The 25,485-nt window shown below is 39.8% G+C and carries 23 protein-coding genes, 1 pseudogene, 1 riboswitch and 1 other annotated feature; of the genes and pseudogenes, 12 read left to right on the top strand and 12 right to left on the bottom strand.

What is annotated here, in order from left to right; translation table 11 throughout:
• Nucleotide 1 precedes the first annotated feature (1 nt).
• Nucleotides 2-907 carry an ArsR/SmtB family transcription factor gene (locus ACH6C1_RS01680; protein WP_374074046.1) on the top strand — a complete coding sequence of 302 codons (906 nt, stop codon included), beginning with the start codon at nucleotides 2-4 and terminating at the stop codon, nucleotides 905-907.
• Between the two features lie 95 nt (nucleotides 908-1,002).
• On the opposite strand, the gene ACH6C1_RS01675 is transcribed toward ACH6C1_RS01680, so the two are convergent.
• From ACH6C1_RS01675 to ACH6C1_RS01645, 7 genes are all read right to left on the bottom strand, one after another.
• Nucleotides 1,003-1,671: an ABC transporter permease gene (locus tag ACH6C1_RS01675; RefSeq protein ID WP_176465635.1), complete on the bottom strand. Its 669-nt coding sequence runs from the start codon at nucleotides 1,669-1,671 to the stop codon at nucleotides 1,003-1,005.
• A gap of 16 nt (nucleotides 1,672-1,687) precedes the next feature.
• The gene (locus tag ACH6C1_RS01670; RefSeq protein ID WP_374074043.1) at nucleotides 1,688-2,614 is read right to left on the bottom strand and encodes an ABC transporter ATP-binding protein; all 927 of its coding nucleotides are present in this window, start codon (nucleotides 2,612-2,614) and stop codon (nucleotides 1,688-1,690) included.
• A 57-nt stretch (nucleotides 2,615-2,671) separates the two neighbouring features.
• A complete protein-coding gene (locus ACH6C1_RS01665) occupies nucleotides 2,672-3,646 on the bottom strand; it encodes an ATP-binding protein (protein ID WP_374074040.1) in 975 nt (324 codons plus the stop codon).
• On the bottom strand, nucleotides 3,643-4,341 hold the full coding sequence (locus ACH6C1_RS01660; protein ID WP_374074037.1) for a response regulator transcription factor: 699 nt from the start codon (nucleotides 4,339-4,341) through the stop codon (nucleotides 3,643-3,645). The genes ACH6C1_RS01665 and ACH6C1_RS01660 overlap by 4 nt, the downstream gene beginning before the upstream one ends.
• Before the next feature lie 141 nt (nucleotides 4,342-4,482).
• Nucleotides 4,483-6,180 (bottom strand): methyl-accepting chemotaxis protein, encoded by a 1,698-nt coding sequence (locus ACH6C1_RS01655; protein ID WP_374074035.1) that lies wholly within the window; start codon nucleotides 6,178-6,180, stop codon nucleotides 4,483-4,485.
• 241 nt (nucleotides 6,181-6,421) lie between these two features.
• The gene (locus tag ACH6C1_RS01650; protein ID WP_374074033.1) at nucleotides 6,422-6,940 is read right to left on the bottom strand and encodes an acetylglutamate kinase; all 519 of its coding nucleotides are present in this window, start codon (nucleotides 6,938-6,940) and stop codon (nucleotides 6,422-6,424) included.
• 332 nt (nucleotides 6,941-7,272) lie between these two features.
• The gene (locus ACH6C1_RS01645; RefSeq protein ID WP_374074031.1) at nucleotides 7,273-8,166 is read right to left on the bottom strand and encodes a hypothetical protein; all 894 of its coding nucleotides are present in this window, start codon (nucleotides 8,164-8,166) and stop codon (nucleotides 7,273-7,275) included.
• Nucleotides 8,167-8,386: 220 nt separating this feature from the next.
• Nucleotides 8,387-8,602: a binding site (T-box leader), on the top strand.
• 39 nt (nucleotides 8,603-8,641) lie between these two features.
• Between ACH6C1_RS01645 and proS the strand changes: the two genes are divergently transcribed.
• Nucleotides 8,642-10,078 carry a proline--tRNA ligase gene (proS, locus tag ACH6C1_RS01640; protein ID WP_374074029.1) on the top strand — a complete coding sequence of 479 codons (1,437 nt, stop codon included), beginning with the start codon at nucleotides 8,642-8,644 and terminating at the stop codon, nucleotides 10,076-10,078.
• A gap of 73 nt (nucleotides 10,079-10,151) precedes the next feature.
• Here proS and ACH6C1_RS01635 read toward each other — a convergent pair whose 3' ends face one another.
• Nucleotides 10,152-10,592 carry a GNAT family N-acetyltransferase gene (locus ACH6C1_RS01635; RefSeq protein ID WP_374074027.1) on the bottom strand — a complete coding sequence of 147 codons (441 nt, stop codon included), beginning with the start codon at nucleotides 10,590-10,592 and terminating at the stop codon, nucleotides 10,152-10,154.
• Nucleotides 10,593-10,858: 266 nt separating this feature from the next.
• Between ACH6C1_RS01635 and ACH6C1_RS01630 the strand changes: the two genes are divergently transcribed.
• Together ACH6C1_RS01630 and ACH6C1_RS01625 are read left to right on the top strand one after the other, a co-directional pair.
• Nucleotides 10,859-12,508, top strand: coding sequence for a T7SS effector LXG polymorphic toxin (locus tag ACH6C1_RS01630; protein WP_374074025.1), 1,650 nt, complete (start codon nucleotides 10,859-10,861; stop codon nucleotides 12,506-12,508).
• 16 nt (nucleotides 12,509-12,524) lie between these two features.
• Nucleotides 12,525-12,983, top strand: a complete 459-nt coding sequence (locus ACH6C1_RS01625; protein WP_374074023.1) for a YrhA family protein — start codon at nucleotides 12,525-12,527, stop codon at nucleotides 12,981-12,983.
• A gap of 161 nt (nucleotides 12,984-13,144) precedes the next feature.
• Here the strand turns inward: ACH6C1_RS01625 and ACH6C1_RS01620 are convergent, their stop codons facing one another.
• Nucleotides 13,145-14,488, bottom strand: coding sequence for an amino acid permease (locus ACH6C1_RS01620; protein ID WP_374074021.1), 1,344 nt, complete (start codon nucleotides 14,486-14,488; stop codon nucleotides 13,145-13,147).
• Nucleotides 14,489-14,609: 121 nt separating this feature from the next.
• Nucleotides 14,610-14,688, bottom strand: a riboswitch (glycine riboswitch).
• Between the two features lie 262 nt (nucleotides 14,689-14,950).
• Here ACH6C1_RS01620 and ACH6C1_RS01615 point away from each other — a divergent pair.
• The gene (locus ACH6C1_RS01615; protein WP_374074019.1) at nucleotides 14,951-15,244 is read left to right on the top strand and encodes an LSm family protein; all 294 of its coding nucleotides are present in this window, start codon (nucleotides 14,951-14,953) and stop codon (nucleotides 15,242-15,244) included.
• A gap of 137 nt (nucleotides 15,245-15,381) precedes the next feature.
• Here the strand turns inward: ACH6C1_RS01615 and ACH6C1_RS01610 are convergent, their stop codons facing one another.
• A complete protein-coding gene (locus ACH6C1_RS01610; RefSeq protein ID WP_374074017.1) occupies nucleotides 15,382-16,146 on the bottom strand; it encodes a DUF2268 domain-containing putative Zn-dependent protease in 765 nt (254 codons plus the stop codon).
• A gap of 109 nt (nucleotides 16,147-16,255) precedes the next feature.
• Between ACH6C1_RS01610 and ACH6C1_RS01605 the strand changes: the two genes are divergently transcribed.
• Complete coding sequence (locus tag ACH6C1_RS01605; protein WP_374074015.1) at nucleotides 16,256-16,966, top strand: class I SAM-dependent methyltransferase; 711 nt, start codon at nucleotides 16,256-16,258, stop codon at nucleotides 16,964-16,966.
• A 74-nt stretch (nucleotides 16,967-17,040) separates the two neighbouring features.
• On the opposite strand, the gene ACH6C1_RS01600 is transcribed toward ACH6C1_RS01605, so the two are convergent.
• Together ACH6C1_RS01600 and ACH6C1_RS01595 are read right to left on the bottom strand one after the other, a co-directional pair.
• Nucleotides 17,041-18,483 (bottom strand): sensor histidine kinase, encoded by a 1,443-nt coding sequence (locus ACH6C1_RS01600; RefSeq protein ID WP_374074013.1) that lies wholly within the window; start codon nucleotides 18,481-18,483, stop codon nucleotides 17,041-17,043.
• A 334-nt stretch (nucleotides 18,484-18,817) separates the two neighbouring features.
• Entirely contained in the window at nucleotides 18,818-20,278 is a 1,461-nt protein-coding gene (locus tag ACH6C1_RS01595; RefSeq protein WP_374074011.1) for a sensor histidine kinase, read from the bottom strand.
• 544 nt (nucleotides 20,279-20,822) lie between these two features.
• Between ACH6C1_RS01595 and ACH6C1_RS01590 the strand changes: the two genes are divergently transcribed.
• The 6 genes and pseudogenes from ACH6C1_RS01590 to ACH6C1_RS01565 form a co-directional block, all read left to right on the top strand.
• Entirely contained in the window at nucleotides 20,823-21,785 is a 963-nt protein-coding gene (locus ACH6C1_RS01590) for a bile acid:sodium symporter family protein (protein WP_374075535.1), read from the top strand.
• Between the two features lie 262 nt (nucleotides 21,786-22,047).
• Entirely contained in the window at nucleotides 22,048-23,751 is a 1,704-nt protein-coding gene (locus ACH6C1_RS01585) for a ribonuclease YeeF family protein (RefSeq protein ID WP_374074009.1), read from the top strand.
• A gap of 16 nt (nucleotides 23,752-23,767) precedes the next feature.
• The gene (locus ACH6C1_RS01580; RefSeq protein WP_374074006.1) at nucleotides 23,768-24,094 is read left to right on the top strand and encodes an Imm8 family immunity protein; all 327 of its coding nucleotides are present in this window, start codon (nucleotides 23,768-23,770) and stop codon (nucleotides 24,092-24,094) included.
• 396 nt (nucleotides 24,095-24,490) lie between these two features.
• A complete protein-coding gene (locus ACH6C1_RS01575) occupies nucleotides 24,491-24,661 on the top strand; it encodes a hypothetical protein (RefSeq protein ID WP_374074004.1) in 171 nt (56 codons plus the stop codon).
• 14 nt (nucleotides 24,662-24,675) lie between these two features.
• The gene (locus ACH6C1_RS01570; protein WP_374074002.1) at nucleotides 24,676-25,095 is read left to right on the top strand and encodes a hypothetical protein; all 420 of its coding nucleotides are present in this window, start codon (nucleotides 24,676-24,678) and stop codon (nucleotides 25,093-25,095) included.
• Nucleotides 25,096-25,152: 57 nt separating this feature from the next.
• Nucleotides 25,153-25,390: pseudogene (locus ACH6C1_RS01565) on the top strand (contact-dependent growth inhibition system immunity protein); the annotation flags it as partial.
• Between the last annotated feature and the right edge of the window lie 95 nt (nucleotides 25,391-25,485).

Here is a 25,485-nt window from a genome sequence, read left to right as displayed (position 1 = left end):
CATGCAGCTTGATCTTAGTCAAAAATCATTAAATGTTTATGAGTGTTTAGCGAGCGAAACACGCTTGAAAATACTTGAATTGCTTTCTGTCGAGGACCTGAATATCAGTCAGCTTGCTGCCAAACTCGAAATCAGCAATGCGATTGTTACCCGACATATCCAAAAACTAGAGCAAGCTCAATTAGTTACTTCTTCCAAGGCAATCGGAAAATCCGGCCAGCAGAAGATAATCCAGCTGAATGTGGATAATATCGAAATCAAGCTGCCAAAGAAAATCTATTCGAAATTTGAAAACAGGATGACCCATCTAAAACTTGGCCACTATACGGATTATTCCGTCCAGCCAACCTGCGGACTAGCAAGCACTGAAAAGATAATTGGCAGACTTGATGATCCGAAATATTTCATGGACGGCGGACGTATGGATGCTTCTTTACTGTGGCTCTCTTCGGGCTATGTGGTATATAAAGTGCCGAATCTATTAAAGAAAAGTGAAAAACCAGAGATGCTTGAAATCAGCTTGGAAATAGCATCTGAATTCCCCGGTTCCAATAATGTCTGGCCGAGCGATATCAGCTTTTATATCAATAACATCAAAGTAGGCACGTGGACATGTCCAGGGAACTTCTCGGATGTAAGAGGTTTTTATACACCAGACTGGTGGGAGGATACAAACAGTCAATACGGTTTGCTGAAGCATCTGCGAATCAATCATGGGTCTACTCATATTGACGGAGAGTTTTTGTCTGACGTGACTATTGAGGATCTAGGACTTGAATCGCATCATCTTATAGAAATTAAGCTTGCAGTTGAGCCTGATGCTAAGCATGTTGGGGGACTGACGTTATTTGGTCAGGGGTTCGGCAACCATGATCAGGATATAAACGTGAACTTGTATTATTCATGATTCAAGGTATCGCCCATACAAAAACGGCATCCCCTTATCTGGATGCCGTTTATATCTCATATCTGCTCTTCCTACCATACAAAAATCTGCCATACCTAGAAGTCTTTCTTCACTGCCTTACCAATAACAAGATAAGCAATGATGAACCCTATGATACCAAGCACTACCGGCACAGCAGTGAAAGAGAATAAATTCGTGCCATCGCTATTAATCGAAGAAGATAAAATAACAATAATCAAAATTGAGGATGTGATCGTAGCAGGTACAGAATATTTCCTCATTCCGAAAAACAATGGAATAAGCGACATTCCCGCCACTGAAATCCCAGTGACCAACAGATGCCCCGTGTTTTCCCATAGTAGATTGATCGGGAATGAAAACCACAAGATTCCGTATATGTTATTCAGCAGACCGAAAATAATCGATAGCAGAAATACCGATACTAGAAACAATACAAATGTTAATAAGCTTATGACAATCACTTTAGCCATGAGCAATTGCTTCCGACTAACAGGTGTCGTGAACAGGACTGTTATCGTTTTACTCTTAAACTCCTCAATAACCATGTTCGATAGCAGAACCGAGGCATAAATGACAAATGCAGCTACCGCCATAACCTCAATAAACATCATAATTTCATCTGCGCTGGCAATAGAATCAGCGGTTATTTCCGTATCAACTCCAAGCAATAGAAGGATACCAAGTATTCCAGCGTTTATTGAAAGGAATGTCACACCTACTGTTAGGAAGTTCATTCTCTTCATTTCTAACCTCATCAGATTAAGCATGTTTTTTGCTCCCTTCCATCCGCTGCATGAAATAGCCTTCCAGTGATAAATTTTTATTGTTGATCTTCCCGATTTCGACGCCATTACGAACCATCGCCAGTATAATATCGTTCTGGGAGATAGCAGGATCGTAGACGTTGATCAGATCCTCTTCTTCTTTCACTTGGAAGTTTTTCGCTTGAAGCTCATGCTCCAATACATAAGCTGCTTTTGGATAGTCGGATACCGAAAGCTCGATATGCTCTGTGTGATTGCCTCGTATTTCTGCCATGGATGTTTCTTCAATCAACTTGCCTTCACGGATAATCCCGATTGTATCGGCAATTTGCTCGATTTCTCCAAGAATGTGACTGGAGATCAAAAGCGTGATACCGTACTGTCTGCTGAGCTTGTAAAACAAGTCCCGCAGCTCCTGCATGCCGATCGGATCCAAGCCATTCACCGGCTCATCTAAAATCAATAGCTCTGGCTTTGTCACGATTGCTCTCGCAATTCCCAATCTCTGTTTCATTCCAAGCGAAAATTCTCTGACCGGAATGTCTTTCACATTCTTCAGATTCACTAATGCCAACGCTTCCGAGATAGCATCCTTCTTGTAGTAGCCCATATATTCACAATAGATCTCCAGATTCTTTCCGGCAGATAGTTTATCGTAAAAAATAGGATATTCAATGATACAGCCTATTCGTTTAAGTACTTCATGAGAATTGGCTTGCAGCCTCGTCCCGAGCACCTCTATGTCCCCAGCAGTTGGTTTGATGAGGCTGGTCATCATTTTCATGATGGTCGTTTTCCCCGCTCCATTCGGACCGAGGAATCCATATATTTCGCCGCGCTTCACATTCATACTGACATTGGAAACAACGTCCTTCCCGCGATATCCCTTTGTCAGCTGATGCGTTCTGATAGCATATGTCATAAGCTAACCCCTTTTCGTTGATTTCCTTCACTTTACCAAAGGAAACTGTCATTCCACTTACGGAATCCTTACGACTTTCTTAAGTTTGCTGTAATCGTTTATTTTGGGCTTCGGGAATGTAAGTGTAAAGGTGGTTTTCGTATTTGGTATACTGGTGAAATGGATCTTCCCCTGCATTTGCTCCGTCAAGCGCTTGGCGATCATCAGCCCAAGACCGCTGCCCTGCGCTGTGGAGGTTCTCGCATCCTCCCCTGTGTAAAGCCGCTCGAAAATCCGATCTTTATCAGTTTCCTGAATTCCTCTTCCTTTATCCCACACCTCTATATAGACGTTCTCCTCGTCCTGACGCAAGGTCATCCCAACGGTTTTTCCATCCTTCCCGTAGCGAATGCTATTGGACAATAGATTTTCCAAAATACGTGTCAGCGCAGCCGGATCTGCTTCTATATAAATCGACTCCTCTGGCAAATCAATATGTACGGCAAATCCCTTACTTGTTAACGTATCGTAATAGCCAAGTATCGCTTTGCGGCAAATCTCGTTCAGCTGAATCCGTTCCATTTCCAGCTGCCAATCCTCTGATTCGAGCTTCGCCAGGTCAAAGAAGGTATTGATCAATCCCGCAACCTCCATAACCTTTACTTGAACCTTGCCCAGAAGCACTTCTCTCTCTTGCGCACTAAACTGCTTGTCATGCTGAATCGTCTCTATATATCCAGAAATAACAGTGAGCGGTGTTTTCAAATCATGCGAAACATTCGAGAGCATCCGATTGGTGGATATCCGGAGGCGCGCCAGATCTGCCATGGATTCCTGGTGAAAATCCAGCAAATTATTAATCTCGTTCAGCAAATCGCGCAAACGCTGATCTTCCGTCACGAGCAATAACCGCTCAGCGGAATCCGTTGCAGTGATAGCTTTGAGTTTCTCGGTCATATACTGCAGTTGCCTGCTCATTTTCTTCTTTGTCCGAAAGTGCAGAAACAGCAAAATACCTATGCACACTACCAAAAAGGCAACAACATAAATCATGTGTTTATCTCCATCTTGTAACCAATGCCCCATATCGTTTTTATATACTTAGGAGCAGATGCATCATCCTCAACCTTCTCCCGCAATCTGCGGATATGGACATTAATGACATTATCATCCCCGTAATAGGCTTCCTTCCACACACTTTCAAACAGCTGTCCTTTTGTGAATACTTGATTTGGACTTGTTGCAAGCAAGCGTAAAATCTGGAATTCCTTTGCTGTCAGATTAACAGGCTCCCCTTTTTTGCTGACAGAGAAGTTATTCAAATCAATACGTAAATCATGCACACTCACGACTTGCTCCTTCTCTTCGTATGGCTGACTATACTGCTTCGACCGCCGCAGCGCCGCCTTCACCCTCGCGGTTAATTCAATGAGCGAAAATGGCTTTCCTATGTAATCATCTGCACCAAATCCAAGACCCAGCGCCTTATCCACATCACTATCCTTCGCAGACATGATAAGTATCGGCAGCATGCTCTCACGCCTGATCAGCTGCACAATATCCAGCCCGTTATAAGCAGGCAGCATCAAATCAAGAATAATTAGATCTACACTTTCCTGCGCAAACAGATTCAACGCCGCCTGCCCGTCAAATGCGGAGAAAACCGTATATCCTTCCTTCTTTAAATGAGTGGCGACCATCTCATTAATTTGTGTATCGTCCTCAACTAGCAGTATCGATTCATTCATTTTTTCACTTCTTTCTCTCGAGGTATCACATTTTATATACGTACAGTATACGGGAAAACTAGAGCTGATTTTGTTTTATTTCTGATCTTTGACATGGTCCCCAAATAAAAAACAGCCTCCTATATACAGGAGGCTGTTCCTTTAGAATTTAAATTTCGCCAATGCTGCTTGTAAATCCATCGCCATTCCCGAAAGAGCTTCTGACGAAGCAGAAATCTCTTCCATAGCGGCAGATTGCTGCTGTGATGCAGCTGCATTCGTTTCATTGGATTCAGCATTTTCACGTGCAGTCATCTTGACTTTGTCCATTACTCCTACAATGCTTTTACTTCCGGCTGAGACTCCTTTAATTGTTTGAGAGACTTCTTGGACGTTGTTTGTCACTTGATCAATAGCCTGTTTGATAGACTGGAATGAATCATTTACGTTTTCTGTTTTTCGGATGCCTTCTTCCACATTTTCTGCACCGTGCTGCATGGCTGAAACAGCTTTATCTGTTTCTATTTGGATATCCGAAATGAGAGAAGCAATCAGCTGTGTGGAATTAGCCGATTGCTCAGCTAGTTTTCTTACTTCATCCGCAACTACAGCAAAGCCTTTGCCTTGCTCACCAGCTCTGGCGGCTTCAATTGCCGCATTCAACGCCAGTAGATTCGTTTGATTTGAAATATCACTGATCAAATTGACAATTGTCCCGATTTCTTTTGATTTTTTATCTAGCCCATTAACGAATAAACCAATTTCGGTAACAGAGTTATTGATTTCACTCATCTGTTTTACAACAGCAAGCACAGCTTCAGTTCCATCCTGCGAATTGCGGGATGCAGTATTTGATAATGACATGATCGATTGGCTGTTCGTTTGTGCCTCTTTTACACGTGTCTGCATATGCTCAACAGACGCTACTACTTCTTCCACATGATGCATGGTGAGCTCTGTACCATTAGCTGCTGTCTGAGTTGCCGCGGCTATGAGTTCTGCAGATTTAGAGCTTTCTTCTGCACTAGCCGTCAATTCTTCAGATGAAGCCGCAACTTGATCAGATGTCTCAGCGATTGTTTTCATAATATCTGACAGATTCTCTCGCATCTCGCTTAGATTCATTGTCAGCTGTCCAATTTCATCGTTTGAAGAATCCTCAACAACATCAGAAAAATCACCTTTACCTGCATTGTGCATCGCCTGAGAGATGCGACCCAGTCTTTTCTTAATACCTCGGGTGAAGAACAGTACCACCACGATGGCTACAATCACCACGATGACCAAGACTGCAAGGAATATTTTTGTGAAATCAGCAATACTTGATGCAACCATGCTATCCGAAGCCCCGACATACCATATGCCAACAACTTCTCCCTGGTCATTTTTTATTGGTGAATAAGCTGTCTGGTAACTGTTCCCGACTACCTCAGCTTCCCCATAATAGTTTTCTTCCTTCTCAATAACAGCTTGTTTAACTGCATTTGAAACCTGTGTTCCGACAGCGCGTTCCCCATCTGTCATTACATTCGTAGCAACACGAGTATCCTGTTGAAAGATCGTTACGGTATCCCCTGTCAATTCCCCTATTCGATCAACAAGATCAAAGTTGTCGTTCATTTTGGTTTCACCTTTGTACAAGGCACCATCCCTGATTTCCCAGGAACCGGGATGAACTGCATCAATATATTCTTCGGCAAGCTGCAAATCCGATTTAGCTTTTTCTAATGCAATTCCTTTCATTCCATGCGTCATATTATTCATTACCACATACGAGATAATTCCAGCGAATAGTAGGACTACTGTTAACACAAGTAAATTAATTTTTGTGCCAAGCTTAAGACGATTGATGACTCTCATTAGTCACCCTCCTGAAGTTTTCTAACCACTACCGCCGTGAAATTAGCTCGAATGTAATAATGATGCGTTTCCCGTTTACAGTGGCTTAACATATATCGGCTATATTTTTCAAATTTAAACAAGTAAAATGTGGGATTGACAGAAAAATAATTTCAATTTGAGATAAGGATGATTTCCTTATAGAGAAAAACAAAAAAAGCGGCTGTAATTCAGCCACTTCAGTACCAATTGGAATTCCAGCTCAGCCTCTCAAATCCGGATATAGTTTTATCATAGCGTCCGAAATCATGTCAGCCATTTCTCTTGCTTGTTTTTCAATTTGATCATATACTGCAATGTCCTTTTCGTAATCCTTATTGATCATGTATACAGCTTCCTGCTTCGTTAGGGCCAAATGCTGATAAAACATTCCTCTCACCTGCTCCACTGGCAGAAACCTGTTTACACTGTTAAGGAAAACAGCTATTTTTTCCGCATTTTCATACCATTTTCTTTCTGCTTCATTTGCAGCCTGAGTATTGCCCGCGATCGCAGCCTTCACCAGATCTGCTGCCACCAAGAGATGCTCTTTAATTAGTGCTGCGTACATGTTGGCAGCATTATCTCCATAAATCGGGCGGAACATATTCCCCATATCCTCCGCATTTTTCAAGAGACGCGCTAAAACAAAATTCACATCTGGCAAATTGAAAGTAAGACTGATGATAGCCATTCGCGTCCAAGCAACATGCTCTTCCCAAAGGCTCCGTTCATTACGCATCAATTCAACTTCTCTTTGTGTATAACATTCCTTTGGCTGATTGTTGTGTTGCACATATCCATAGGATGGATTGTAATTTTGTCTGAGATATGTATCCTCTGGTGTTATATAAGTGTTGTGATTTGGAACCTGATTAGGAAATTCTCTATTGAAATAATACATGAACTTCTCCCCCATACTTATATCCTTTAACGTTTACAGTGTATTCGTTATTGGAAGCTGGGTGCTTGTTTATCTGCATCTATAAAGGTCTTTCGTTTTTTTCTGGAACGATTAAATACCCATTAGTTGAATCGTTACGACACTTAACAACTTTCATCTTAGATACTTAATTAAATATATGATGTAGCAGCCAGCATCTGTTTCACCCACTCTTTACGTCTATTTGGTTCAATCAGATTATCATTATCATCCTTTACATACCGCATCATATAGAATCCATCTGCAGCAGAAATACTAAGCACGATCTCATGCTGCAGACATCCTTTTTTTCTAACTTTCGTTTCTACAATGCAATAATTCTTTTCCTGCGCTAACACTTCCCCAAACTCTATCTCATTGGATTGAAGATAGGTCGCCGTATGATCTGCTATAGACGGTGCTTCCATTTCTTCATAATAATCGATCGTGAATGTTTCTTTTGTGTTATATGCGTATATTTCCTCAGCTGAGGTGTACATAAGCATTTCACTACCGTTGTACATTGTATAAGTAACAGGAAGTAAGTTTTCCAATGTAAATGCCGGAAGGAAACGCTCCATGTTTTCAAAGTAATCAGCTCGAGCCGGTACAACTGACTTTGCATCTGGCAGCCTATCGCCTTTTCCATCAAGGAATACCTCACTATACTTCTGATATCTTGTGACCCAGATATTCCTCCCTTCTGCCTGCACCTGTACATAGAAACTGGTTATATTATTCGGATTATCCCCATTCTCATCCGCTTCATTGACACACGTGTACATATGCTTACGCGTATAAGTAAATGCGGCTTCCTGCTCCGATTGTTCCAAGATTTCAAAGTTAAGTAACTGTGATTCGACATTATAAATCTGGAAGGTCATCATTAAGCTGAAATGGTTCAAAAATGACATATCCCTGTGGTCTGGATGAAACATATCAGTTAGCTTGTCTATGTCCTTTGCGACGAAAGTCTTCTCAAGTTTCCGTATGAGCTTTATTAATGTCTCTTCATTAATAGTGGCTTTTCTTTTAAATAGTGACATAATGGACTCCTTTTTTAAGCATACTCAACTTCACAGTATAGGATTCGCTATATAAAATCACTAAGGCTTCTGCCTTGTTTTTTTTCGCAAAAACTCGTTTAATCCTGGTAAAATGTATGTGTTTTTCCTATTATCTCCTTATGTAACTACTAAGCTATATTTTTAGGATGGTATATGTTATTGAATTCCACCGAACAACTTGCTATATTAAATTATAAATAACCAATCAATGATGTGACCAAGTAAATAAGGATTGTGAAACAGAAAATATAGCATTGGCTGAGAGCTATATCACCCCTTCTTATTGAAACCTGCCACGGAGATGTTAGATAAAAACTAACCGAGTCGTTTCGTTACAAACGTAGAGGACTTAATATCTTATATTAAGTTGAACTAAGGTGGTACCACGTCTGTTAAGCATAGAGACGTCCTTTCTGGACTCTCTATGCTTTTTATATTTTAAGGAGGAAAAACAATGTCCCAAAAGACAAACGATTTTACAAAGTGGTATATTGATACGATTCAAAAAGCTGATTTAATTGATTACACGCCGGTCCGCGGCAGTATCGCATTCAAGCCGGATGGCTATGAAATCTGGGAGCATATTAAAGAAGAAATGGATAAGCGGTTCAAAGAAACTGGTCACCGTAATGCCTACTTCCCTATGCTAATTCCTGAATCTTTCTTCCAAAAGGAAAAGGATCATATTGAAGGCTTCTCTCCGGAGCTTCCTTGGGTGACTGAAGCTGCTGGTGAACAGTTAGAAGAGCGTCTGGCATTGCGTCCGACATCGGAAACGATGATTGGCCATTTATACTCTAACTGGATTAAGAGCTATCGTGATCTTCCTGTACTAATCAACCAGTGGGCGAATGTATTCCGCTGGGAGAAGAAAACTCTACCATTCATCCGCACATCTGAATTCCTATGGCAGGAAGGTCATACGGCTCACGTAGATGAAGAAGATGCACGTAAAGAAACGATGCAAATGCTCAGCATCTACAAACAAGTCGTGGAAGAATTGCTCGCAATTCCTGTTTACGATGGACAAAAAACGCCATCTGAACGCTTTGCCGGGGCAGTCGACACCTTCTCTATCGAAGCAATGATGAAGGATGGAAAAGCCGTACAAGCTGGTACCTCCCACTACTTAGGAACAAAATTTGCGGAAGCTTTTGATATCAAATATCTGAACAAAGAGAACAAGCACACGCACGTGCATACAACATCATGGGGTACATCCACACGTCTGATTGGTTCCGTCATCATGGTCCATGGCGACGAGCAAGGACTTGTTTTGCCGCCGAGAATCGCACCGACGCAAGTTGTGTTGATTCCAGTTGGTCCATGGAAGAAGAACCCTGCGATTATGGAGAAGCTAGACGAAATCTTTGCAGCTCTAAAAGCACAGGGTATCCGCGTTCGTCTTGATGATTCAGATCAATCTCCTGGCTTTAAGTTCAATGAATGGGAGCTAAAAGGTGTCCCTGTTCGCATCGAACTAGGACCACGTGATTTAGAGAATAACCAAGCTTTGATGAAAGCTCGCGATGCAGGTGAAAAAGCAGCCGTAGCTTTAGAATCTGTAGTCGAGAACATTCAAAAAGAACTTGAAACGATGCAAACTCGACTATTCGAGAAAGCAAAAGCATTCCGCGCAGAGCATTCCCATACGCACATCAATACAATGGAACAACTGAAGCAGCATCTGGCAGAGTCCGAACAGAACGGTCAAATTCCCGGCTGGGTTCTAGCAGGCTGGTGCGGAGATGATGCTTGCGAGGAAGGCGTAAAAGAAGAAACGAAATTCACTACACGGAACATTCCGTTTGACCCGCCAGCAACTAAAAACACTTGCCTGCATTGCGGCAAGGAAGCAAAACATACAGTTTGGTTTGCTCGGGCATATTGATTTCTAAAATAAAAATGGATTGATCCAAGTGATCAATCCATTTTTATACTTCACCGTTCATAATGGCTGGGGATTAGTATCGTTTCTCCATGAGAAGACATACCTTGCCTTCGCGCACTTTCATTTCATACGGCGTATAGCCCATCCTTCCCCAAAAACAAACAGCTGATTTATTCCTTTTATATACCGCAAGCCGACACGTATTCGTTTGCCGGCGCAACAAACTTTCAAAATAATCATAAGCTTGCTTTGAGGTATTCGAGCCCTGAAACTTCTTATGAATGACAAATGACTCTATCCAAGGTGTATTATCTAAAGGATTTTTCATCGTAAAATCGACGATCCCAATATACTCGTGGTCATTTTTGATGAGCATACGTCTCATTTTATAGGATTGCGCCTTAGCAAATGACGTTTTTATATCTGCTATAGTAATTGATTTTCTATTTCTAGTTACTAGATTGTATTCCGGATTGGAATTCATTATTGCAAGTTCTATAAACATCTTATTCATGTCGTTTTTCTCTAGACTAAACATAATAGTGATTAGTAGAACCTCTCTTTAATTTAATAGCTTATTTTTATATAAGCTACAACATCAACGTGTTTTTTACGTGTCCTTTACATAGTATTCATTGCAAAAGTGCTTCCCAAGGACTCATTACCCAAAAACTCTTTAGATTACTGGTAATATAGATGTGTTTTTCCTGTTTTCCCTTACACCAAAATTTTCCTTTATTATAATCAAACTAGGACAATAGCTAACGGAAAAATCAGGTGGTGAACAACATTAAAAATCTAGATGTTCGAGACATTAAGCAGCAAGTTGACAGTACCAAGGATTTCATCAGCAAAACAAAAGAAAGCGTCGAACAAGTCAAGCAAGCTCTTAACGGCATTACAACCCTTCATGACGGATTCGCAGGAAACACCGCAGATTCCATCCGCTCCTTCTATGAAGAAGCACACAAGCCCTTCCTCGAATTCATGGAAAGCTTTTTGGTACAATATGAAGAAGCACTAAGCACCGTCAATGAGCAAGTCCTCTCCTTCGAACCGAACGAAAGCGGCTTTATCCGCCAGGAGTTTTTGGAAGGAGAACTGACCAGTAAAATGCAGAAAGCACAGGACAGCCTATCAGCTACAACTGACGCAATCAATCAGCAGCTTAATAGTGTCAGTGATCTAGCATCCGTATCACATGTGAAGGATGATGTTTTTCTAGATTCCATTGCCGATGCAAAAAAGAGAATCACTAAAAACGTTGATAATATGTACGAAATGGACTCGAATGCTACCAGTAAGCTGGATAACTCCGAAGATGATATGAAGCAGATGAAGACCTATGTGTCTAAACTGAGGAGTGCGATTGATAAGAATAGTATTACTGTAGATAAGTTTAATATAACCCAATTCAACAGTGAGTTTTTCTCATATCATAACGAGTTTAAGCTGATGGCAAAAGGCAGAAATGCTCTTGCGACTGGTGAGAAAGCGGAGATAACGGCTGAAGAATTTGAAAAGCTGTTTCCTTATAAGAAGAACGAAGAATATGTTTCAGATGGTCATTTTGAATGGCATGGAACTTATTACACGCTTAAAGACGGAAGAATTGTCCGTGAATACAAGCACGATGATGGCGTATCCTTTGAATTTGTTGATAAGATTCCCGATCCGCGTTCTGCACCTCCATCCGGGTTCGATAAATTCGCAAAGGGTACATGGGATTTCTTCACCGAAGATTTTTTCACAGTTTTTGATTCAAATGCAACTAAAGGGGAACGATTGCTTGCACTAGGGATGCTTACACCTTGGGGTAAAGGGGCGAAGGTTCTTAAAAAGGGCGGCGAAGGGATTTCCGACTTTGCTAAGTACATTGATGAGCTTGGGGATAGTAAGTCTGCTGTTAAAAAAGGATCCAAAGAAGTAAAAGAAGGTACGGATAATAAAATAAAAAGTGCTAGTGGAGCTAAACAAGATGACTCGTTTATTGGTACATTAAAAGGAGAAAAAATACATCTAAAAGATGTAAAAGTAGAAGAGATTACTTATACCAAGAGACTGCCCGAAGAGACAGCTATGCTGAGAAGGAAATTTAATAGCTCAATAAGAAAGAACTACCTAAAAGAATTTTCAACAGATCCAGTAAGAGTAGAATACCTTAAAAAAGCAGGTCTAAATGAGAATGATATAGCTAGAATGAAGAACGGGCTTAACCCCAAAGGGTGGCAAGTACATCATAACCTTCCATTAGATGATGGAGGTACTAATGATTTTTCAAACCTTGTATTAATAAAAAATGATCCATATCACAAAGTAGTAACCAATGAGCAAAACTCTTTGACAAGAGACTTACTACCGTCACAAAGCAAGAAAATAAACTGGCCTATGTTTAAAAATGAAATTTATCCACCTGAACAATTTAAATAACAGAAAGGAAGATTTTATGACTAGATGGAAAGAATTACTGAATAAAATAGCAAGTATAGAAAAAGAATATGACAGTACACTCAGTGAACCTGCAACAAAGGGTGAAATCACAAAAATGATCAATAGTCTAAAAGAGAAATTAGATCAAGTGTTTATACCTGACAGTTATCTAGATTTTTTACAAAATGTAAATGGCTTAGACTTTAATGGTCTTGTAATTTATGGGGTAGATGAATCTTTTCTGGATAATCCAGTAACTGAAGATGTTCATGGCTTTATAGAAACAAACGAATTGTGGTATGAAAATGACTGGCAGAAGCAGTATATATTTTTTGGTGACTCTGATACCGCGTGGTACGCTTATGACACAAAAGAAACCAGATATGTAGAACTTGATAAGCCCTCCGGCACGCACATTCAATCATTCGAATCCTTCGATGCGATGTTAGTTGATGCCTTAAAACTGGTACTCTGAGATACTACTCTTACGTTATGCTGTGGTCATTCGTTAAATAAACTTAACTTATAGTTAGATAGAATCACCGATCCTTGGGTTGGTAATTCTATCTATGTTTGTTAGATATCAAACTAATTCAGCTAGATATCATTTCTCACTTTACTTACTATATAATTTTTTTATTCTTTATTTACTCTCCCCCAATACAACCCAAACAACAAAACAAACCACACCGGCGTCAGCAACAACGCGGGCCGTGTCTCATCAGCAACCAACATAATAACAAGAACCCCTGCAAACAACGCCAGCACAGCATAGTTCACAAACGGCGTAAATGGTGCCTTAAATGTTGATTTCTTCTGCAATTTCGGACGTGTTTTCTTATATTTAATATGACAGATAAGAATGATGCTCCAAACCCAGATAAAACAGATAGCACTAATGCTTGTGACAATTCCAAAGGCTTGTTCTGGGATGAGTTTGCTTAAGAGCGCTCCTACTGATACGACAATCGCTGATAGCCATAAGGCATTCGCTGGGACGTGCTTTTTATTCAGTTTAGCAAGCTGGGATGGCCCCTGGTCTTGCTTGCTTAAATTATATAAGGTGCGGCTTGTGGAAAACATGCCGCTATTCCCGGCTGATGCTGCGGATGTTAAGACGACGAAATTGATGATACCTGCAGCGATTGGGATACCAACCAAACTAAATGTTTTTACGAACGGACTCTCTGCTGCATTCAGCTCTGTCCATGGGTTTATCATTAATAAAACGAGTAGTGCTCCAACATAGAAAAATAGAATTCGTAATGGTATCTTATTGATCGCAGATGGGATGTTCTTAGCTGGGTTGGCTGTTTCGGCTGCTGATACCCCAATCAGTTCCACTCCGACATATGCAAAGACTACCATCTGGAAGGCTAGCAAGAAGCCGGAGATTCCATTTGGAAACAGTCCGCCATGCTCCCACAAATTTGTAACCGATACGGTTCCTGCATCTGTCTGGAATCCAATCACCAACAGAAAAATACCTATTCCAATTAGCGCAAGAATCGTCACTACCTTGATCAAGGCAAACCAAAACTCCAATTCCCCGAATAGCTTTACCGTTAATAGATTAAGCCCTAATAAAACGACTACACAGATAAGTGCAGGTATCCATTGCGGGATATCAAACCAATAGTTCACATACACCCCGACAGCTATTACGTCTGCCATCGCTGTCATGATCCAGCAAAACCAATACGTCCATCCCGTCAAAAACGATGCCCAAGGTCCGAGATAGTCTTCGGCAATGTCTGTAATAGATTGATAGCCTGCTTGCGATAACAGCAGTTCCCCTAGTGCTCGCATCACGAAAAACAGCGCTATACCTACGATCAAATAAGCAAAGATGATAGAGGGACCTGCCAGCTGTATTGCTTTTCCAGATCCTAAAAATAATCCGGTACCAATCGTACCGCCAATAGCGATAAGCTGTACATGTCTATTGGATAAGTCCCTCTTTAACTCTTGTTGTGCCAACTCTAGCTCCTCCTTCATTTCAACCCAATAAAAAAAGAGATTGGAGGCTCTCCAATCTCTTGATCACAAGAATAACAAATACTATTGGTCATACGCGCGCAGCACAACACAAATACATATCCGATACTCTTCTGTCCTTTTGCCTGAGATTGTGAACCCTTCGGCGCCGCGCAAATGGCGGTCTCTCCAGAAGCTGCTCCTGCTATAGTGTGATCCATAGCATTCATAGCTCTATTATTAAGTTATTTAGATTCTGTTGAATAGTCATTATTCTATTCCTTGTTAGATTTTTTGTCAAATCCTAATTTCGTCTCCGGGCTCGTCATTTCTACTAACACCAGCATTTCAGCATTTTATGTGCTGTTCACCAAGATTCCGCTAAACCCCTAAGATACTTGTACCCTTCAATATTTTATCAAGGACATATAATACCCTGTATCCTAAAATAATGGAGGTGAAGATATGTCAGTTGGACAATATCGTTCATTATGCCAAAAGTATACCGGTAAAGCTGTTGAAATCCGTTGCCATGACGGAAAAGTCCATAGAGGAATCATCCAGCGGGTAGACCGGGATCGTGTATATTTGCAGCCTATGGGCCGCTCCAGAAATCTAGGAGGCTTCGGTTACGGAGGCTACGGAAATGGGTATGGCGGCGGTTATGGCGGTGGTTTTGGGCGCGGCTTTGGCTTTGGTTTTGGAGTAGCTTTTGGAGCCATCGCAGGAATAGCCTTGCTTTCTCTATTCTGGATCTGACTATATAGCCGTATTCCATATAAATTTGATTACCGTATGACAGCATGAAAAAGCCTGGAATTGGTGCAGCCGGGCTTTCTTCATGTCCATGTCTCCGGAGTTCTCACAGGATATGTAAGCATAAGCTCCATAAACCCTTACATATCTCCGGCAATTACACTGGCTTCGACAGACAGCAAGTCTTCACTGGATAAGCTGTATCTTTCCATATAATTTTTGACTACATGATAACCAACACAATACCCTAGCATCTTTGGATACCTGCGATGACCAAATAAAATAGCTTGATATTCATCATCCTTCGGCAAAAGCTCCTGCTTCGGAACAATATAATCAGACCACATTTTCTCGATTTTCTTATCCGGATAAAACGATGCCCACCTGGCAGTCAGTTCCTCTCCCAATCTTTCCGTAACAGCATTTTCAGCTATCCCCTCTAATACAATCGCATCCAGCAAAGTGTACATCTCTTCGCTCTTATCAAAGCGATTCAGTCGGCAAACATGATTATACTCATGCGTGAATATTGCTTTTATCTCCTCTTCTGTATTTTCTGGTGATAAAAATAAAAAGAGCTTATCCTTGAATGCTAAACCGGATTTACCGCCCAATTGCTTTTGCAGCCATTTATTACGGGCATCTGAAGGGAAGATATAGATAGGTATATCCGGACCTTCCCACTCCTTTTGCAGAAATGCCTCGTCCTGCCGCACGATCTCCCACACCTTTTGATCCAGCTGTTTACGCTTTTTCCTTATCGGACGGTACATGCCATGCCGTATGAAGTAATCATATATTTCAGCTGCAGAAGCGTCAGCAAAAAGTGCAGTTAGCTTCTCGCAAAGTGCGAGTGGATCTTCATAATTTTCAAGCAGCCATTCATCCGTTCTGATTACGCTCATTTCCTCCCCCCTAACACCACCAATTTATTCAGTATGAAGACTATTGGCACAAAACTTTTCTGTATTCATAGCATATTGCAATGATGTCATATAAAGGCAGGGGTTACGTTTGAATTACACATATCTTGATTGTCTCGCATTATTTGGAGTGGGTGGCGCCCATCCCGGCGGATTACAATTAACGAAGAAAATCTTGGATGAGGAGAAAATCAGTAGTGATACAATACTTCTGGACGCAGGATGCGGCACGGGGCAAACTGCTGCTTACCTAGCTCAGCAATTCGGCTCCAGTGTTAGTGCCTTAGACAACAGCAGCATAATGGTGGAGAAAGCCCAGCAAAGGTTCTCAAGTTTAAATCTACCGATTGAAGCCAAACACGGAGACACTGAAAATCTCCCCTACCCGGATAAGCATTTTGATATGGCCCTCTCCGAATCCGTCCTTTCCTTTACCAATGTTGCCTCCGCTATTCGTGAGCTCAAAAGAGTGCTGAAGCCGAACGGAAGATTATTCGCAATCGAAACTGTATTGGAGCAAACAATTTCAGAAGAAGAACGGTCTTCTATTGTGGATTTTTATCGCTTCCCACAATTATTAACGGAGGATGAATGGCTGACAGCCTTTAGAAAAGCTGGATTTCAGCAAGTTGATATAACGAAATACCAACCAACATTGGATCAGGTTGATGAACAGAACGCTGCTGATTACTCCCTATCAGAATCTATCGATGATGCATTGTTAGAGATATTGGAAAAACACAAGGAAATCATGCAGCGAAATAAAGATAAGTTGGGGTTTCGCATATTCAGATGTAGTTGAAACAAAAAGAAGCTCAACGCTAAATGTTGAGCTTCCTTTTTCATATTATCAAATGCTTCATGAATCCAAGGATTTTATTTACCACCATTCAGCATGCCTTCTTGTGGTATTTCAAGCTTGAAATGCGTGCCAGTCGATGAACTGTCGACTATACTTATATCCCCTAAGTGTTCAGTCATCATCTTCTTCACAAACGCCAGACCTAATCCCATTCCTTGCTCTTTATCTCCCAGCGAAATAAAGGGATCAAATACACTCAACCAGTTCTCAGGATGTATACCCACCCCAGTGTCGATAAAGTGTATGATGATATTCCTATCATCAATCTCTGTGCTGATTGTTATCTTCTTTTCTGTCCTGTTTTCCGGCATTGCTTCCACGCTATTTTTGATCAAATTTATAAATACTTGTTTTAAGTTTGCACTATTCAGATAAACATTCAGTGGTGAATAGATATTTATGAACTCCAACTCAACTTTGTTCTCTTGCAGCATTCCGTCTGTAAATGCAATGGATTCTTGGATTATCTTCGCAAGATCATCTGTTTTATAGATCAATGCTGACGACCTCATGTACGCACTATAATTATCTGTAAGCTGCTCTAAATGGTCAGATGCATCACCTATCATTTTCAGTTTCCGTTTATCACTTTCATCCAGGGAACCATTTTTGTCCATTATACTTGAGAAACCTTTAATAATAGAGTTTGTGTTCCTCACTTCATGAATCAAACTGCCAGTCAAATGACCCGTGTAGTCTAGTTTTTTCTGTTTTTCCAATAATTCATGAGAATGAGCCTTCAAATCTACATTCAGCTTTACAAAAATATGCATGCTCGCAACCGAAAATAGTATTACACCAATGCTGCTAGTAAGAACGCCGGTTAAAGGAAAAAAGTTCAGAATTCCTGGTATGACCAGCAGCAATGCATTGAATGAAAAACCCATAAGGAAGTTCTTGAAGTGTGAATTCCGAATTCTCTTCGACAATACAGGCATAACTACTAAGAAAATCACAATGATAGCCATGTGTATGAAGAACACCCAAAATAGCGGCCCATAATCAGGAAAATAGTAAACACCAGTATACCTCTCCTGGGTAACAGTCAATCCTTTTATTCCTAAGTCCGTCCAATTTATCACATACACGATAGCACTCCATATCGTGAAGCCAATCAGTGCTTTTTTGGTGAAAAAAGCATACGAAACATTCGTCAGCCAATTCCTCTTTTTCACCATTGATGGCTGGTCTTTGATAATCCGGTAAGCTACATATAATACAATAGGGAGCCCGAATGTCGGCCCCGCACGAAACAGCTTGAATAGAAATAGAATCATATCTTCCGACAGAACATCCTTAAAATAAAGAACTCCGATATCCAGCTGCCAAATGGTGATCAGGATCATATATATGATCATTCCTGTCGACAGCTTTGTTTCATTGTAAACTTTGCCTATGCTCAACGCTAAAAACAATGGCAGTAAACCAATGGCACATATTAATATACCAATAATCATACCTGCTAACCCCTAACTGCTGAAATCCACATCATGGATTTGACTATGTTCTTTTGTACGAAAGTAATGTGGATTCCATTACGCGAATTAGGAGCTATTAAACCATAATTTCAGCTGCCTATTCTCATATATCCCTTTATAACTTATGCCTGTACATTATATCAGATGTATTCCGTTCAGTTGCGGCAGACTCAGTTCGATGCTCGAGACCTTACATTAACGAATATTCACGTGCAAACGAAAATAAAAGCGCTCAACACTACGAGGCTGAGCGCTTTTCTCTCCTAATTTCAGACTGGAGTATCCTCCATATCTAAGGGATATCGAATCGATATTATCTGATTTGTTTTTGATAGTTACAACCATGCAGCATTCCTTCTTGCGGTATTTCAAGCTTGAAATGCGTACCACTTGGCGAACTTTCGACTATCGTTATATCTCCTAAGTGTTCAATCATCATTTTCTTCACAAAGGGAAGACCCAATCCCATTCCTCGCTTTTTATTTCCCAAGGAGATAAACGGATCAAATACACTTACCCAGTTCTCTTGGGGCATGCCCTTACCAGTGTCGATAAAGTGTATGATGATATTTTTATCATTAATGTCTGTTCTAATAGATATCTTCTTTTCCGGCCTGTCTTCCGACATTGCCTCGACGCTATTCTTTATGAGATTGATAAAGACTTGTTTTAAGTTTGTCTTATTCAGATAAACACTCAGTGGCGAATAGTTATGGATGAATTCCAGCTCGACCTTATTTTCTTGAAGCATCCCTGCTGAAAAATCAATAGACTCTTGGATAATCTCCGCTAGATCCTCTGTTTTAAAGGCTAATGCAGAGTCCTTCATATATGCACTATAATTATCTGTCAGTTGATCTAGATGTTCGGATGATTTACCTATCATCTCCAATGTCCGCTTATCCCTCTCATTTAGATCATCACTTTTTTCCAGCATACTCGAAAAACTTTTAATAATGGAGTTTGTGTTTTTCACTTCATGAATCAAGCTGCCAGTCAGCTGACCTGTATAGTCTAGTTTTTTCTGTTTTACCATTAATTTATATGAGTGGTTTTTCAAGTCTACATTGAACTTAATGAAGACGTGCAGGCCTCCCACTGAAAATATAATGACACCAATACTGCTTGCTAGAAGGCCAGTTAGAAGAATGTTGTTTAGAGATCCTGATACAATTAGCAGCAATGCGTTGAATGAAAAACCCATAAGGAGGTTCTTAAAGTATGAGTTTCGAATTCTTAATGATAATACACATACCACTAACAAGAAAAATACAATACCAGCCATGTGCAGGAAATAGACCCATAAAAGCGGTCCGTACTCAGGAAAATAGTGAGTACCAGTGAATCCTTCATTGGCAACGACCAACCCAGTTACTCCCAAGTTCGTCCAGCTTATGAAATAAACAACCAGACTCCATATAGTGAAGCCAATTAGTGCTTTTTTTGTAAAAAGAGCATAGGACATTTTCGTAAGCCTATTCGTTTTTTCCGTGACGGATGGCTGATTGTTGATAATCCAATAAGCCATATACAATACCATGGGAAGGGTGAACATCGGCCCTGCACGAAACAGCTTGAACAGGAATAATGTAATATCCTCTGACAGCACATCCTTAAAATACAGAACTCCTATATCTAACTGCCAGATCGTGATTAAGATCATAGATATGATCATCCCCACCGATAACTTTGTTTCATTGTAAACTTTGCCTATGCTCCATGCTAAAAACAACGGCAGTAAACCGATGGCACATATTAATATACCAATAATCATACCAACTAAACTCCTAACTGCTAAAACCCACATCATGGATTGTATTTTGTGTGTTATTTCAACCATGTCCATGTATTGTAATAGCTGCTTTCACCGCACCATTTGGAGGTTCAGCATCATGTACTATTCCAGACTATGTATAAATTATTACACCTTTTGTTATAGGATTTATAACCCATAACTCATTGCTACTATTATCATAAATTCCTTCATACCCAATGGATACTTATACCCACATATTATACCAGAGGTCTTCCATTTAACTACTACTGTTAGTAAGGAAAAACCTATTTGGAATACTTTACCTTGGATTAATTTGGTGTACAAATGAGGAGTTCATACTTTGAAAAGATAGAATGACTTAAACAAAAAATAGTTATTAGAAATCCCGATATTTGTACTGGCATGTATCCCCCTTATACCAATGCCTTGACTACCAATGGTTTAACAGTTGATACCCCCATATATATCTGAAAAATTTAAATATTGAAATTTATTATGATGTGTTATACAATCTCACAAACAGTGAATGAAGAGGTGGATGATGAAAACGTTAGAGCGATTTAGTCAGTTTGTCGGAAGTACCTTCGCGTATTGGGTCATTTTGTTTGCGGTAATAGCTTTTATGCTGCCGGCAGGATTTACATGGATTGTCCCGCTTATTACCCCGCTGCTCGGAATCATTATGTTTGGTATGGGTTTGACTTTGTCAGCAAGTGATTTTAAAGGCGTGGTAAAACGTCCATTTGAAGTTATGGCAGTCGTGGTCGCACAGTTCTTGATCATGCCGCTGCTTGCCTTTGCTTTGGCAAAAGGGCTGCAATTACCTCCAGAAGTTGCTGTCGGCGTCATTCTCGTAGGATGCTGCCCTGGCGGAACGTCTTCTAACGTCATGACCTTCCTAGCCAAAGGTGATGTGCCATTATCCGTTACGGCCACAGCAGTCACAACCGTTCTCGCACCAATCGTAACACCTGCACTCATTCTTTTATTTGCGAGCGAATGGATTGAAGTCAGTCCTGTCTCCTTATTTATTTCTATAGTGAATGTTGTCATCATCCCGATTGTCTTGGGGTTATTAGTGAAACGCTTCTTCAATAGACAAGCACAAGCAAGCGTAAAAGTACTGCCGCTAGTCTCCGCTGTCGCAATTATGGGGATCGTAGCAGCCGTCGTATCCAATAGCCAAGAACAAATCGCACAAACCGGACTAGCAATCTTCGGTGTCGTCGTGCTGCATAACGTGCTCGGCTACCTACTCGGATTCGCCTTCGCCAAGCTCCTGCGAATGGATTTGCCCAAAGTCAAAACAACATCCATCGAGGTAGGCATGCAAAACTCAGGATTAGGCGCCCAGCTTGCAACAGCACACTTCTCCCCGCTGGCCGCTGTACCAAGCGCTATCTTCAGTGTCTGGCATAATATCTCAGGTTCCATTCTGGCTAATATTTTTGCGAAAATGGGCAGTGGTGAGAAGAAAGTAGATGCTAAGGAGCAGATATCTTAATAGAATTAGCCATCCTCCTACTAGAGGATGGCTAATTTTTTATTAAACCCCTAGTAATAAGAAGTCTTTCCAGATTGATCCTTTCTCTTAGCTTTATCACCAATATATAACCATCTTATAGCCCCTAAGACTTCTGTAGTGTTTTTCCAAAAAACGACTCTTTAGTTCTGGTAAAAAGGAAGTGTTTTTGCTATTTCCCCTTTCACCAAAATTTTCCTTTATTATAATTACAAGTAAAGAACAGCTCCGGATATATCAGGCGGTGAAGAAAATTAAAAATTTAGATGTACAGGACATCCAGCAGCAGATTGAAAGCACAAAGAAATTTATCAGACAAACAAAGGAAAGTGTAGAACAGGTCAAACAAGCCCTCAATGGTGTTACGACTCTTCACGATGGATTTGAAGGCAATACAGCCGATTCCATCCGCTCCTTTTTTGAGGAAACGCACAAACCCTTCCTCGAATTTATGGAAAGCTTTTTGGTACAATATGAAGAAGCATTAGGCACCGTTAATGAGCAAGTTCTCTCCTTCGAACCAAATGAAAGTGGCTTTATCCGCCAGGAATTCTTAGAAGACGAACTGACTAATAAAATGCAGAAGGCACAGGAAAGTCTATCTGCTACAACTAACATGATTAATCAACAGCTTAATAGTGTAAGTGATCTTGCATCCGTATCACATGTAAAAGATGACACATTCCTAGATTCAGTTGCTGAGGCAAAAAAGAGAATTAACAAGACAGTAGATAATATGTACGAAATGGACTCGAATGCTACCAGCAAGCTGGATAAGTCTGAGGACGATATACAGCAGCTGAAAACGTATGTGTCTAAGCTGAAGAGTGCGATTGACAAGAATAATATTACTGTAGACAATTTCAATGTAAGCCAATTTAATAGTGTTTTTTCCTCTTATCATAACGAGTTTAAAATGATGGCAAGAGGCAGAAATGCTCTTGCGACTGGTGAGAAGGCTGAAATTACACAAGACGAATTCAACTCTTTGTTTCCATTTGTCAAAACTACAGAATCTGTTATGGATTACTATAACGAGTGGAATGGAAGTTATCATACACTAAAAGACGGCAGGATTATCCGAGAGTACCCTACTCAAGATGGTCCCCGTTTTGAATTCGTTGGTAAAATCCCTAACCCTAGAGCAAGTCAGCCGTCTGATGAAACAAATATCGTAATGGATATACTAGGTCCCGCATGGAAAGACACTGTGAACTATTTCACAGAAGATTTCGTTACCCTATTTGATCCAGAATCTTCTTGGTGGCAAAGGGGATTAGCAGCAGCATTTATAATTCCTTGGGGAAAAGGCATAAAATCGGAATTTAAATTTGGAGTTAAAAAAGGCCTTGATGATATTCGTACAATATTAAATTCAAAAGCCCCTAAATCGAAAAGATTTAAAGCTGGCCTCTCTCTTCTAACTCCTCCTAATCCCGGACAACAAGCCTTTCAGTTTGGAGAGAAATATATTAAGCCGGTCTTGTTGAAGAATGGTGGATTTCTTGCTAAGAAGGCAGATGGTGGTAAGGTGAAAAATAAGCTGAGTGACCTTGAGGATAGAAAAACTTCAAAAAACAGCTTAAAAAATCGAGATGAGGAGAATAGAAAAAGTAAATGGTGGCATCAAGGTTACGTTGATAATCTTAGCAGCAGTCAAACTTTACTTGGAGTCAAAAAATCCCCTAAAGGTTTATCAACACTAGGAAGTACGACCAGAAATAATGCATTAGATGCAGGTAAAAACTGGGCTGGAAAGGATGCAGAGGCAATACATGATACTTCCGGAAACTTCATTGGTTATAAAAGTAAGGATAAAATGAAAGCTTTTAGACTTCAGTATAAACCCAAAGAGAAGATGTGGAGAGCAAATTTTACTGAAAACGAAAAAACAGTAGTAGGTTCAAAGACAGAATTGAGAAATGTGCATGTTGATATATTAGACTAAAAAGGTGGAAAAAAAGATGTTAGAAATCAAATCTATAGTTAAAGATATTGAAGATTGGGGTGAGGACGCGGACGATTTCATCGTTTCTTTTGAAATTGACGTAGGAGAACAGGATATACCAGCAGCGTCAGATATGCTTACCTTTAGTGTTATAAGCCCAAAAAGATTAAATAAAGTATTGGATAAAATTGATATAGAAATAGGACATGGCTATCTTTTGATGAAAGATTTTAATATTAGAAACGTGCAATTATCTCTAGATAATATTATGAACAAATGTAAAGACGAGGATTATGATATATATCTGAATAACCTATCGAGATATTTTAAGTTGCACGATTAAACAGAGAATACCTTGTTTAAATATCAAATAATATACATATGGCAAATATAATACCATTACATTTTGCAATGAATTCACTCGCATATATGACGTAGAAATTGACTATGAAGATCTAAGTAAACTTGAAAACAGCCTCTTCTCAGAATTAAGTTCTATTACTGCAAGATTCTCTCCTTATGAAGAGGATTTCGAAATACCGAATGTATATTAATGAGCACGAAGTAAGAGATGAAGTGAAAGCGATAGAACAAAGGTTACAGATTTAATTCTTTTATAGTTCTCTTGCTTAAAATACCATCGATAATAAAATCATAATTCTTTTATGAAAAGTAATAAAAGGGAGATTATATCATCAAATATAATATGAATTTTGATGAATTCGCCCAAAGAGTAGCAATGGGTGAAGAGTTTCAATTTTACTACAAAAACGAAGGTTATTGGATTAGCAGAAATAATGAAGGTTTTTATTTAACGAGAGTTCAAGATAGTTCCTCCCAAACATTCAAAACTTCAGGGGATTTATTTAGAAAAGGACGAATAGAAAATAAAACTATCCGTGAATTATGAGAAGAAATAGAGGTTTGATACAAAGTAAAAAATTTTTCAAGATAAAAAACAAAAAGGTAAAACAACCAATGCAAATTATTAATATAATTTGGTTATCCCAAGAAGCCCTAGAGGCAGAGGTAATTGTATCAGATGGTGCCCACAATATAATGTGCTTTTCACAACCATTCCAATGTGAAATTGGGGACGAATTGGATGGGTCCTTATATTGTTTCAATGTTACAGAGTTAGTTAAATCCAAAGATAACATTCCTTATATAGAGAAACTTAATGACCACTTTTCTTACAGATTAACTTGTAAACTACATGATAAAGAAAATCTGCAAGTCATGTTAGGGAATTTACTTATAGAATTAGATAATGATACGATACCCGGTGATATACTTGAAGATGACTTCATAACTTTTGAATGTCAAAGAATAGATATTTATTAAATACAAGGAAAGCAGTAATCAATGCCCCTTAGATTAACTATTTAAGTCTTCTCGAGTGTGGCTTATCATGAAAATGAACAAAATGAAGATGTTTTTGAATTCCTTGGAGGTACCTTTCATCAGGATATAGAATCACCTGAACATGCCTTTGAGGAATTTTTAAGGGAAACAAATAGTATATCTTAAGGATGCCGTTTTATTTCTTAAGGAGTTTATCAATAGCACACTAACTAAAGAAGAGAAAAATAGTTTTATTGAAGAAAGTGCCGATGGAATTTACTTTCCTGCACTTGGATAGGAACCTATTGATTGGTTACAAGGCATAATATCGCAAATAGAAACTGAATTATGTAATTAGTTTACCTAGTTAAGGGACGAGAGATTAACTCT

This window comes from Terribacillus sp. JSM ZJ617 (assembly GCF_044383785.1).
Classification (GTDB): Bacteria; Bacillota; Bacilli; order Bacillales; family Amphibacillaceae; genus Terribacillus.
This window is presented reverse-complemented; position numbering and strand designations above follow the sequence as displayed.

Coding starts and splice junctions, on each gene's coding strand:
- ACH6C1_RS01680 (WP_374074046.1), top strand. CDS start 2: ATGCAGCTTGATCTTAGTCAAAAATCATTAAATGTTTATGAGTGTTTA.
- ACH6C1_RS01675 (WP_176465635.1), bottom strand. CDS start 1,671: ATGAAGAGAATGAACTTCCTAACAGTAGGTGTGACATTCCTTTCAATA.
- ACH6C1_RS01670 (WP_374074043.1), bottom strand. CDS start 2,614: ATGACATATGCTATCAGAACGCATCAGCTGACAAAGGGATATCGCGGG.
- ACH6C1_RS01665 (WP_374074040.1), bottom strand. CDS start 3,646: ATGATTTATGTTGTTGCCTTTTTGGTAGTGTGCATAGGTATTTTGCTG.
- ACH6C1_RS01660 (WP_374074037.1), bottom strand. CDS start 4,341: ATGAATGAATCGATACTGCTAGTTGAGGACGATACACAAATTAATGAG.
- ACH6C1_RS01655 (WP_374074035.1), bottom strand. CDS start 6,180: ATGAGAGTCATCAATCGTCTTAAGCTTGGCACAAAAATTAATTTACTT.
- ACH6C1_RS01650 (WP_374074033.1), bottom strand. CDS start 6,940: ATGCGTAATGAACGGAGCCTTTGGGAAGAGCATGTTGCTTGGACGCGA.
- ACH6C1_RS01645 (WP_374074031.1), bottom strand. CDS start 8,166: ATGTCACTATTTAAAAGAAAAGCCACTATTAATGAAGAGACATTAATA.
- proS (WP_374074029.1), top strand. CDS start 8,642: ATGTCCCAAAAGACAAACGATTTTACAAAGTGGTATATTGATACGATT.
- ACH6C1_RS01635 (WP_374074027.1), bottom strand. CDS start 10,592: ATGAATAAGATGTTTATAGAACTTGCAATAATGAATTCCAATCCGGAA.
- ACH6C1_RS01625 (WP_374074023.1), top strand. CDS start 12,525: ATGACTAGATGGAAAGAATTACTGAATAAAATAGCAAGTATAGAAAAA.
- ACH6C1_RS01615 (WP_374074019.1), top strand. CDS start 14,951: ATGTCAGTTGGACAATATCGTTCATTATGCCAAAAGTATACCGGTAAA.
- ACH6C1_RS01610 (WP_374074017.1), bottom strand. CDS start 16,146: ATGAGCGTAATCAGAACGGATGAATGGCTGCTTGAAAATTATGAAGAT.
- ACH6C1_RS01600 (WP_374074013.1), bottom strand. CDS start 18,483: ATGATTATTGGTATATTAATATGTGCCATTGGTTTACTGCCATTGTTT.
- ACH6C1_RS01595 (WP_374074011.1), bottom strand. CDS start 20,278: ATGATTATTGGTATATTAATATGTGCCATCGGTTTACTGCCGTTGTTT.
- ACH6C1_RS01590 (WP_374075535.1), top strand. CDS start 20,823: ATGAAAACGTTAGAGCGATTTAGTCAGTTTGTCGGAAGTACCTTCGCG.
- ACH6C1_RS01580 (WP_374074006.1), top strand. CDS start 23,768: ATGTTAGAAATCAAATCTATAGTTAAAGATATTGAAGATTGGGGTGAG.
- ACH6C1_RS01575 (WP_374074004.1), top strand. CDS start 24,491: ATGGGTGAAGAGTTTCAATTTTACTACAAAAACGAAGGTTATTGGATT.